Here is a 9,707-nt window from a genome sequence, read left to right as displayed (position 1 = left end):
CGCGGCCTTACGCGGCCGAGTTGGCCGAGTGTTGGACCAATTTGGCCTCGATGAATTCGCGACGAACAGCACCGATGATCTGGTCGACGACGCGGCCCTCCTTGAAGAACAGCAGCGTGGGAATCGATCGCACGTTGAAGCGCGCGCTCGTCCGGACGTTGGCATCGGTATCGAGCTTGGTCACTTTGACCTTGCCCTCGTATTCGGTCGCAAGTTGATCGAGGATCGGCGCGATCATGCGGCACGGGCCGCACCACGTCGCCCAGAAATCGACGATCGCCAGGCCGTCGTGTTTCTCGACTTCGGCCTCGAACGTGGCGTCGGTGACATGCAGGACGTTGGACATGGGTTCCTCGGCAATAATCTCACGGCAATCGGCGCTGCGCCGGAGCCAGTTGTGACGGTTGAACGGGCGAGAACGATTGACGCGTTTTCCTCCGCTGCCTGTAGCTTAATCACATGCAAAAGGCTTCGGACAGCGCGCGAGCGCTGGGTGCGGTCATCGCGCACATCGGCATCGCGGTGCGCGGTCTCGACGAGGGCGTTTCGTTCTACCGCGACGTCCTAGGCATGAACGAAGTTCCGCTCGCCGATTCGGACGGAGCGCGGATCGCGGGCTTCGCGGCCGGCGACTCGCTCGTCGAATTACTGGAGCCGGCGACCGACGATTCGCCGATCGGAAAATTCGTCGCGAAGCGCGGCGGCGGACTCCATCACGTGTGCTTCGCGGTGCCAGACCTAGACGCCGCGCTGGATCGCTGCCGCGAATTCGGAATACGCCTCATCGACGAAACGCCGAGGACGGGCGCCGAAGGCAAGCGCATTGCCTTCCTGCACCCGTCGTCGACGTCGGGCGTGTTGGTGGAGCTGACCGAGCGCTGACCGCGTCGTTACGCGACGCAGATCGAATGCAGCGGCTTGAGGTCCACGTTCTGCACGTACCAGCGGCTGTGCGGCCCCGCGACGACGGTGAGATGCGTCGTATTCTCGGCATCGCGATACATGACGTTCACGATCACGTCGCGCGCACCGCCCTCCGTCGGCGCTTCGCCGACGACGGCGTAGCGATCGTGCTTGAGGCACTTGAGCATGATCAGCTCGCGCTTCTCCAGCTCGTCCTTCGCGATCAAGTCGCGCGTGGGTCCCTGCGTATCGCCCCACCACAGCGCGAGCGATTGCACGCTCTGGAGCTTGGCGGCCGCCATGAATCCGCGGACCGCGCTCGTCGCGTCCGGCGCTCCGTCGGATCCCGAATTGCCGCTGGACGCGGATGTCGTTGGGCGCGGGGCGGGCGTCGGAGCCGACGACGAACACGCCGCGAGAGTCGAAAGCGCGATTACCGCCGTGATTACTTTCCTCACACCACCCCCCCTGTGACCGGAGACCTGGGACCAGAGACCGGATGCTCCACCAGCGCCTTTACATCAACGTCGACCACATCGCCACGATCCGCCAAGCGCGCCGATCGACCTATCCCGATCCGGTGGAAGGAGCCGTCGTCTGCGAGCGGGCGGGCGCCGACGGGATCACCGCGCACCTGCGCGAGGATCGCCGCCATATCCAAGACGACGACGTGGACCGTCTCGCAAAAACAGTTTCGACGGTCTTCAATCTGGAGATGGCCTGCACCGACGAAATGATCGGCATCGCGCTCCGTCTTCGTCCGCACCAGGTCACCCTGGTGCCCGAGCGCCGCGAGGAGATCACCACTGAAGGTGGCCTCGACGTGCTCCGCGAGAAGGACCGAATCGCCGCCGGGGTAGCCCGGCTAAACGCGGCGAAAATCCGCACCAGCCTCTTTGTCGGACCCGATCGGCCGACGGTCGAAGCGTCGCGCGCCGCCGGCGCGGCAGCCATCGAGCTTCACACAGGCGCCTATGCCCACGCCGCCGACGATCCGGGCAAGCTCCGCGATCTCCGTGACGCGGCGGGCTACGGGGCGTCGATTGGGTTGGCGGTGCACGCGGGGCACGGGCTCACGACGGACAATGTGGGCCCGGTCGCTGCGATCCCGGAGATCGAGGAGCTAAACATCGGACACTGGGTTATAAGCCGCGCCATCATCGCGGGGTTGGCGGAGGCAGTTCGCGAGCTGCGACAGGCGATGGACGCGGCCCGAGCGACTTTCTAGCTTGCTGGCGCTCGGACGCGGAGAGAGGGGAAGGCAATCGGATCACTCGGAGGACGGATGACCGCACCTGCGGGTTTTCTCGAGTTCTTCATCCTTGAAGCGAGCGAATACGTCGAGCAGCTGGACGGCCTTCTGCTCAGCGCCGGCGCGTCGGGGCCGGACAGCGCCGCGTTCCAGCGAACGGCGCGCGCCCTGCGCGGTACGGCCACCATGGCCAAGCTGGGTCCCTTCGCCGAAGTTGCCGCCGCCCTCGAGCGCGTCGGGCGCGTTTTGCAGGACGGCGCTTTGCGCTGGGAGCCCGCGCTTCGCGGCGCCTTGGTCTCGGCGGTAGACGACCTCAAGGTGTTGCTCCACTCCGTTCGCTCCTGGTCGCCGGCCGAAGATGCCCGGGCCCGGGCGCGCACCTCGGAGCTCGCGAAGTATCTGCCTCGCGCCGCGAGCGCTGCCGCGGCAGCCAGCGCAGCGACGGCCACGGCCGCGCCGTTCCTCGCCGGCGAAGCCGCGAACATCGCCGCGGGCCTCGAGCTTCTCACGACTCGGCCAGGTGACATGGGCACGGCGGCCAACGTGCTCAAGCGCGTTCGCGCGCTTCGCGGGGTCGCCGGCGTGTCGAGCGTCGGGCCGCTCGCCGACGCGCTCGAGGCCACGGAAGACGCAGCGCGTGGCCTGGAAACCGGAAGCGAAGGCATGACGCCGCAAGCGCGCGCACTTCTCGAGGCGGCGGCCGCACATTTACGAACGCTCTCCGCCGCGATGCGCGGTGGCGGCGACGTCAACGCGCCGAGCCAGACTCGCGACGTCTTCGATGCCGCGCTCGACAATTGGAGCGCCAGCACGAGCGAGCGTGAGCGCGTCGTCCCGATCGCTGAGCTCTTCTATGGAGAGAGCGAGGGCGTCGTGTCCGCCGCGTCGGCGCCACCGACGTCCGCGTCGGAGCGATTCCGTCTCGAGCTGGTCAGCCAGGGTGAGCACCTTCGCCAGGTCGTGGCCGCGGCGCGCCAGTCGAGGGACACATCCGGCTTGGCGCGCTCGCAACGCGACCTCCGCCGCGCGTTGCGTGCTTTGCAGGCGGCCGCCGAGAGCTTCGGTGAGACCGAAGTCGCGACGTTGATCGGCCGGCGAATCGAGGCATTGACGCAGCTCGACGGGCGCACGCTCGACGATCTCAACTCGGTCGCCGCCGCCCTTACTGATGCGACCGCGCCGGGGACGGATCTGCGCACGCGGCTTCGACAGATCGCCGACAAGACCGCGACGCGCGCGCCGACGCCGTCAGCGCCGATATCGTCCGCGCCGCCGCCGCTTCGCGCGCCGCTCGAGTCGCCGCGGGGGCGTACACCGGCGCGCGTGGCTGCGCTCCTCGATTCGGCGGTCTTGGCGATCGAGTCTCTCGGCGGGCAGCCGCTTGCCGCCGCCGTCGAAATTCCGGAGGACGCGCTCGTGCCGATCGGGTCGTTGTTGTATCGCGGACGCGCCGCGCTCGATCGTGCCGCCGAGCTTCGCGACGAGATGCGCCAGAGCGGCAGCGCGGCAAACAAGGCGGCGCTCGACGAGCTGTTCGAGTTGATCGATCTCGCCCGCACGGAGTAATTGGAAATGAAGTTCGGCTGGCGTGCCGTCCTTGGGATCGTCGTCAGCATCGCGTTCTTGTACTTCGCGTTTCGGAATCTCGACCTGTCGCGAGCGCGCGCGATGGCGCGCGATGCGAATTACTGGTTGTTGATTCTCAGCGCCGCAGTCGCGACGTGCATGTTTCCGCTCCGCGCGAGACGTTGGAAAACGATCCTCGATCCCGTCGCGCCGAACCTTCCGTTCGGTCCGCTCTGGCGAGCCACCGCCATCGGCGTGATGGTCACCAACGTGATTCCACTGCGAGCCGGCGAGCTGGCGCGACCACTTGCGCTCACGCGCCAGATCCCCTCGGTCAGTTTCTCGACCTCGCTCGCCTCCGTGGCCGTGGACCGGGTCTTCGACGGAATCGTCGTCATGGTCTTGCTGGCGATCGGCGTCTCACTCGCCCACTTCAACCCCAGCACGACCATTGGCGGATATTCTCTAACGCACGCCGCGGGGCTCGTGGTCGGCGGGGCCGTGGCACTGCTGGTCGCATTCTACATTCTCGTATTCTTTCCGAAAACTCTCATTCGAGCGTTCGAGTTGGTTGCGCGACGCGTGTCGCCTACGGTCGAACGGCGGGGCGCTGAGATGCTCGCGCGGTTTTCGGAAGGGCTCAGTGTTTTGAAGACGCCGGGGCACTTCGCCGCGGTGTTCGGTTGGACGCTCGCTCATTGGCTCGTGCAACCGCTGGCGTTCTGGCTGGCGTTTTTGGCGGTTGGCGTCCACGTGACTTTCGTCGCCACGCTCATCGTTCAGGGGATCATCGTCATCCTCGTGGCGCTTCCGTCGGCGCCCGGCTTCTTCGGACCCTTTGAGGTGGGCGCGGCGATCGGATTGTCGCTCTACGGCATCAGCCAATCCGAGGCGACGACGTGGGCGCTTCTCTTCCACATCGCCTCGTACATCCCGATCACACTCATCGGCGGGTACTACGCCTTGCAGCTCGGCCTCTCGCTCGGCGACATGCGCGTCGATCCGACGCCCGACGCCGCCGATTGAACGCCTCCGCTCGCGTCGCGGCGCAAGCCAAGATCAATCTTTTCCTCGACGTGCTCGAGCGGGACGCTCGCGGATACCACGCACTCGAGACCGCCTTTCTCCGTATCGATCTCGCCGACGACGTTGCGATTCGGGAGTCCCCCGGCCGATCCCTGGCCGTCAGCGGTCCTTCGCTCCCGCTTGGCGGGCTCGGACCGAACGAAAAGAACCTCGCGTATCGTGCCGCGGTCGCGTACGCCGACGCAGCGGGATGGCCTTCCGGGTTCTCGATCGACCTCGTCAAACGAATCCCCGCGGGCGCGGGGCTCGGCGGCGGTAGCGCCGATGCCGGCGCGGTCCTGCGGGCGCTCGAGGCCCTCTCGCCTACGCCGCTCGGCCCGCGACTCGCCGAAATCGCCTCGGGGCTCGGCGCCGACGTTCCGTTCATGACCATCGACGAGCCGATGGCGCTCGGGTCCGGACGCGGCGATCGCGTGAAGCCGATTCGCCCGCTCGAACCGCGGGCCATCGTGCTGGCGGTACCGTCGTTTGGCATCTCGACCACCGACGCCTACGCCTGGCTCGATGCCGACCGGTCCGCGCAGTCCGACAGACCGCGGCCTGGTCTGGCCGAGCCGGTGGCGACCTGGGATGACGCGGCGTCGTCCGCGCACAACGACTTCGCCGCGGTCGTCGCCCGGCGCCACCCGGAGATCGCCACCCTGACCGAGCGGCTGCTGGGCGCCGGCGCGTCCATCGCGATGCTCGCGGGCTCCGGATCGACCGTATTCGGCATCTTCGAGTCGGCCCCGGACGTGGCGTCCTTGGGATTCGGCGCGGATGTGCGCGTCATCACCACGCGGACGAGCGATCGAGTTGAACGAGTGACGGTCGATCGGTAGCTTTCAAGGCTCGCTGCCCCCTCGTCCAATGGCAGGACATCGGACTTTGGATCCGAGAATGGTGGTTCGAATCCACCGGGGGCAATGACGCGAGCCCAACGGCATTGAAATGGACGCGCGTTTCGTCCGCCCCCGCGCCAGCTTTCAGCCAACCTCGCTCGTTCGATGCTTACCGCCCAAGCCCCAGCGCCGCGCATGGATGGATTAGCCGTACCGAGCCACGGCCTCAAGCTGCTTTCCGGGACCGCCAACCGGCCGCTCGCCGAGGAGATCGCGCGCAACCTCGGCGTGGACCTGTGTCGCGTGAACCTGGGCCGCTTCGCCGACGGCGAGATCTCCGTGCGCATCGACGAAAACGTCCGCGGCAACGACGTCTTCATCTTCCAGCCGACGAATCCGCCGGCCGAAAACGTGATGGAGCTGCTGCTGCTGATCGATGCGGCGCGCCGCGCATCGGCGGCGCGGATCACCTGCGTCATGCCCTACTACGGCTACGCGCGGCAGGATCGCAAAGATCAGCCTCGCGTGCCGATCGGCGCGAAGTTGATGGCCAACATGATCCAAGCCGCCGGCGTGGACCGCGTGCTCGGGATCGATTTTCATCAGCACCAATTGCAAGGGTTCTTCGACGTTCCCGTCGATCATCTCTATGCGATGCCGGTGTTCACGGCGCATTATCGAAGAATGCAGCTCAACGAGCCGGTGGTCGTCGCGCCGGACGTCGGGTCGGCGAAGATGGCGCGCGGGTTCGCCAAGCGCTTGAACGCGACACTGGCCATCATCGACAAGCGGCGCCCGCAGCCGAACGTCTCTGAAGTGGTGAACGTGGTCGGCGAGGTCGAGGGCCACGATTGTATCCTCGTCGACGACATGATCGACACGGCCGGGACCGTGACGGAGGCCGCACGCGCGCTCCGAAACCTCGGCGCGAAAGACATCTATATTTGTGCGACGCACGCGTTGCTTTCCGGACCGGCGCGGTCGCGCCTCAACGACGCGCCGATCAAGGAAGTCGCGGTCACCGACACGATCGCGATCCCGGAAGAGCGGCGTCCCAACAAGCTCTGCGTGTTGTCGGTCGGCGAATTGCTTTCAAAGGCGATTCGCTTCACGCACGCGGAGCAGTCGGTGAGTTCGTTGTTCGATTAGCAGGTTGACGGGTGGACGGGTGGACCGGCATTGACGAGTAGTGCGTAGGAGTGTTGGAACTCGCGCAGTCACATGGTAGGGAAGACGCAGCTTCCCGAGAGTAGACGGACGGCGCGGGCGGGCTGCGATGGTCAGGCAATTCGACGGAAATAACAGAAATGGCAACAGCATCTTTGAAGGCAACGTCGCGCGACGAGACCGGCACGGGCTCGGCGCGCAAGCTCCGGCAGGGTGGCAACATCCCCGCGATCATCTACGGCCACGGCCGTGAGCCGCAAAAGCTTTCGCTCGAAGGACGCGAGGTCGAGCGTCTGCTCGGCACGATTTCAGCGGCGAGCACGGTCATCGAGTTGGCGGTGGATGGCGCGATGGCACGCACGCTGATCCGCGAGGTCCAGCGGCATCCCGTGCGACGCAACATCCTCCACATCGATTTCCAGCAGCTCGTCGCCGGTGAGAAGGTCACCGTCAGCGTGCGCATCCGCTTCACGGGAACGGCCGACGGCGTCCGCAACTCCGGCGGCATCCTCGCCGAGACGATGCACGAGCTGTCCGTGCGCTGCGACCCGTCCCTCATTCCGGATCACGTCGAAGTCGACGTCACGCCGCTCACGATCGGCCACAGCATCCACGTGCGCGACCTGACGCTGCCCGAAGGCGTGCAGGTTCTCGACGACGAAGGCGCGACGGTGTGCGTCTGCACCGCGCCCGCCGCAGCGATCGAGGAGCCGACGCCGGGGGTCGAGGGTGCCGAGCCGGCGGCGGCGGCGGAGCCGGAGCTCATCCGCAAGCCGAAGGCGGAAGAGGAGGAAGAAGAGGCCAAGTAATCGGCGTCGTGCTCCGATTCCTGTTCGGGCGCGCACGATCGTCGAAGGCGGACCCCGAAGCGGCGGTCCGCCCCGACGAACTCGACGCCGAAGCCATGAAAGTCATCGTCGGGCTCGGAAACCCCGGACGGGAATACGAGCGCACGCGGCACAACGTCGGCTGGTGGGTCGTCGACCACCTCGCCGACGTGTGGCGTTTCGAGCCGTGGAAGCGCGACGGAGAAGCGCGCGTCACGACCGGTTCGGTCGGCCGCGCGCGCGTTCGCCTCGTCAAGCCGCAGACGTACATGAACCTCAGCGGGTCGGTGCTCCGGTCGTATCTGCGCCGCCCCGCCTGGTCGGCGGCGTCGGACCTCATGATCGTGGTGGACGAAGTCGCACTGCCGCTGGGGCGATATCGTTTTCGCGCCCGCGGAAGCGCCGGCGGGCACAATGGCCTCAAGAGCATCGAGGCTGCGGTGGGATCGCAGGACTACGCCCGTCTCCGCATCGGCATCGCGCCCGACGATCCTCGGCGGCGCGGTGACCTGAGCGACTTCGTGCTCGACAACTTCGCCAAACAGGAATCGGATGTCGTCCGCGCGCTCATGCCGACCCTGACGCAGGCGCTGGAGCTGTGGACGTCGCACGGCATCACGCCGGTGCTGAATCGATTTACCGGAACGACGGAAAACGGCAGCGAAGAATAAATGCTCAAACTCGGAATCGTCGGACTGCCGAACGTCGGCAAGTCTACTCTCTTCAACGCGCTGACGTCGGCGGGCGTGCTTGCCGCCAACTATCCGTTCGCGACCAAGGACCCCAACGTCGGCCGGGTCAACGTCCCGGATCCGCGTCTCGACGTGCTCGCGCGCATCGTGCGCCCGGAGCGCGTCGTGCCGGCCGTCGTCGAGTTCGTGGACATCGCCGGCCTCGTGAAAGGCGCGTCGCAGGGCGAAGGACTCGGCAACCAGTTCCTCGCCAACATCCGCGAGACCGACGCGGTCGTGCACGTCGTGCGCGCGTTCGACGACGACGACGTGCTGCACGTGATGGGTGCGGTCGATCCGGTGCGCGATCGCGAAGTGATCGAGTTCGAGCTCGCGCTCGCCGACTTGAGCATCGTCGAAAAGCGTCTCGACCGCGTGCGGCGCGCCGCGAAGACCGGCGACAAGGAAGCTCTCGCCGAGCTGGGACCCCTCGAGGCGGCGAACGCCGAGTTGAAGGAAGGACGCGCGCTTTGGCATGCGAAGCTGTCGGCCGACCATCGCCGCGTGCTCGCGCCGCTGTCGCTGCTCACGCTCAAGCCGGTGCTCTACGCCGCGAACGTCACCGACGCGGAGCTCTCGGGCAGCGAGCAGGAAGGCACGCACATCGCGAAGCTGCGGTGCGCCGTCGCCGAAAGCGGAGAGCCAGCCGAGGTGGTTCCCTTCTCCGCCAAGATCGAAGCGGAGCTGGCCGATCTTCCGGAAGACGACCGCAAAGCCTTCCTCGAGTCCCTCGGCTTGGAGTCTGCGGGTCTCGATCGATTGATTCGCGCCGGGTATCACCTGCTTGGGCTGCAGACCTATTTCACGGCGGGCGAGCAGGAGGCCCGCGCCTGGACGATCCACCGGGGCGACACGGCGCCCGCGGCGGCCGGAGTGATCCACACCGACTTCGAGCGCGGATTCATCCGGGCCGAGACGGTGGGCTACGAGGATTTCGTCGCCAACGACGGGTGGAAAGGGTCGCGCGAAAGGGGCGTCGTCCGCTCCGAGGGTAAGGAGTACGTCGTTCACGACGGCGACGTGATGTTGTTTCGATTCAACGTCTGAGCTCGCCTTCGATCGCTCGAGGCCGTCTAGAACGGCTACATTCGCGGCTCGCGCAAAGAGCTCGGCGTCGGGCGGGCGGCGGCAGTTGCCCTTTCCGATTCTCGTGTTTAATCGTCCGGGTGGAAGCGGACCGAACGCCGACAAGTGGTTGTTGAACCCATTTCCGGCCGCAAGCGTAGTATCCCTTAGCGGCGATCTCGACCGCCGCCCTACCTCAGGGAATGCTCGTGATCCTTCCGGGTCTTGGTGTTGTTTGGCGCAGCGCCATGGTGGTCCTCGGCATCGCGGCCGTCGTGCCGGCCGGAGC

At 66.6% G+C, this 9,707-nt stretch carries 11 protein-coding genes and 1 tRNA gene; 10 read left to right on the top strand and 2 right to left on the bottom strand.

The genetic code is table 11. The features are described from left to right. Positions 1-7: 7 nt before the first annotated feature. Entirely contained in the window at positions 8-346 is a 339-nt protein-coding gene (gene trxA, locus VGQ44_11510) for a thioredoxin (protein ID HEV8447445.1), read from the bottom strand. A gap of 113 nt (positions 347-459) precedes the next feature. On the opposite strand from trxA, the gene mce reads away from it, so the two are divergent. Beyond that, complete coding sequence (mce, locus tag VGQ44_11505) at positions 460-882, top strand: methylmalonyl-CoA epimerase (GenBank protein ID HEV8447444.1); 423 nt, start codon at positions 460-462, stop codon at positions 880-882. Between the two features lie 8 nt (positions 883-890). On the opposite strand, the gene VGQ44_11500 is transcribed toward mce, so the two are convergent. Then, positions 891-1,205 (bottom strand): hypothetical protein, encoded by a 315-nt coding sequence (locus VGQ44_11500; GenBank protein HEV8447443.1) that lies wholly within the window; start codon positions 1,203-1,205, stop codon positions 891-893. A 197-nt stretch (positions 1,206-1,402) separates the two neighbouring features. On the opposite strand from VGQ44_11500, the gene VGQ44_11495 reads away from it, so the two are divergent. The 9 genes from VGQ44_11495 (at position 1,403) to ychF (ending at position 9,400) form a co-directional block, all read left to right on the top strand. Continuing rightward, positions 1,403-2,131, top strand: coding sequence for a pyridoxine 5'-phosphate synthase (locus VGQ44_11495; GenBank protein ID HEV8447442.1), 729 nt, complete (start codon positions 1,403-1,405; stop codon positions 2,129-2,131). Between the two features lie 57 nt (positions 2,132-2,188). Then, the gene (locus tag VGQ44_11490) at positions 2,189-3,721 is read left to right on the top strand and encodes an Hpt domain-containing protein (GenBank protein ID HEV8447441.1); all 1,533 of its coding nucleotides are present in this window, start codon (positions 2,189-2,191) and stop codon (positions 3,719-3,721) included. Positions 3,722-3,727: 6 nt separating this feature from the next. Beyond that, a complete protein-coding gene (locus VGQ44_11485; protein ID HEV8447440.1) occupies positions 3,728-4,747 on the top strand; it encodes a lysylphosphatidylglycerol synthase transmembrane domain-containing protein in 1,020 nt (339 codons plus the stop codon). Then, positions 4,744-5,628 carry a 4-(cytidine 5'-diphospho)-2-C-methyl-D-erythritol kinase gene (gene ispE / locus VGQ44_11480; protein HEV8447439.1) on the top strand — a complete coding sequence of 295 codons (885 nt, stop codon included), beginning with the start codon at positions 4,744-4,746 and terminating at the stop codon, positions 5,626-5,628. Before VGQ44_11485 ends, ispE begins: the two co-directional genes overlap by 4 nt. A 14-nt stretch (positions 5,629-5,642) precedes the next feature. After that, a tRNA-Gln gene (locus tag VGQ44_11475) sits at positions 5,643-5,713 on the top strand. A gap of 80 nt (positions 5,714-5,793) precedes the next feature. Further along, positions 5,794-6,777, top strand: coding sequence for a ribose-phosphate pyrophosphokinase (locus VGQ44_11470; GenBank protein ID HEV8447438.1), 984 nt, complete (start codon positions 5,794-5,796; stop codon positions 6,775-6,777). 158 nt (positions 6,778-6,935) lie between these two features. Beyond that, positions 6,936-7,604, top strand: coding sequence for a 50S ribosomal protein L25/general stress protein Ctc (locus VGQ44_11465; GenBank protein HEV8447437.1), 669 nt, complete (start codon positions 6,936-6,938; stop codon positions 7,602-7,604). Positions 7,605-7,612: 8 nt separating this feature from the next. After that, positions 7,613-8,293 (top strand): aminoacyl-tRNA hydrolase, encoded by a 681-nt coding sequence (gene pth, locus VGQ44_11460; GenBank protein HEV8447436.1) that lies wholly within the window; start codon positions 7,613-7,615, stop codon positions 8,291-8,293. After that, positions 8,294-9,400, top strand: a complete 1,107-nt coding sequence (gene ychF / locus VGQ44_11455; protein ID HEV8447435.1) for a redox-regulated ATPase YchF — start codon at positions 8,294-8,296, stop codon at positions 9,398-9,400. The last annotated feature ends 307 nt before the right edge of the window (positions 9,401-9,707 follow it).

This window comes from Gemmatimonadaceae bacterium, assembly GCA_036003045.1.
Taxonomy (GTDB): Bacteria; Gemmatimonadota; Gemmatimonadetes; order Gemmatimonadales; family Gemmatimonadaceae; genus JAQBQB01.
The sequence above is the reverse complement of the archived record's forward strand: the minus strand, read 5'-3'. Positions and strand labels throughout refer to the sequence as shown.

Excerpts from the sequence above, each read along its gene's own strand:
- trxA (HEV8447445.1), bottom strand. The coding sequence starts at position 346 with ATGTCCAACGTCCTGCATGTCACCGACGCCACGTTCGAGGCCGAAGTC.
- mce (HEV8447444.1), top strand. The coding sequence starts at position 460 with ATGCAAAAGGCTTCGGACAGCGCGCGAGCGCTGGGTGCGGTCATCGCG.
- VGQ44_11500 (HEV8447443.1), bottom strand. The coding sequence starts at position 1,205 with ATGGCGGCCGCCAAGCTCCAGAGCGTGCAATCGCTCGCGCTGTGGTGG.
- VGQ44_11495 (HEV8447442.1), top strand. The coding sequence starts at position 1,403 with ATGCTCCACCAGCGCCTTTACATCAACGTCGACCACATCGCCACGATC.
- VGQ44_11490 (HEV8447441.1), top strand. The coding sequence starts at position 2,189 with ATGACCGCACCTGCGGGTTTTCTCGAGTTCTTCATCCTTGAAGCGAGC.
- VGQ44_11485 (HEV8447440.1), top strand. The coding sequence starts at position 3,728 with ATGAAGTTCGGCTGGCGTGCCGTCCTTGGGATCGTCGTCAGCATCGCG.
- VGQ44_11470 (HEV8447438.1), top strand. The coding sequence starts at position 5,794 with ATGCTTACCGCCCAAGCCCCAGCGCCGCGCATGGATGGATTAGCCGTA.
- VGQ44_11465 (HEV8447437.1), top strand. The coding sequence starts at position 6,936 with ATGGCAACAGCATCTTTGAAGGCAACGTCGCGCGACGAGACCGGCACG.
- ychF (HEV8447435.1), top strand. The coding sequence starts at position 8,294 with ATGCTCAAACTCGGAATCGTCGGACTGCCGAACGTCGGCAAGTCTACT.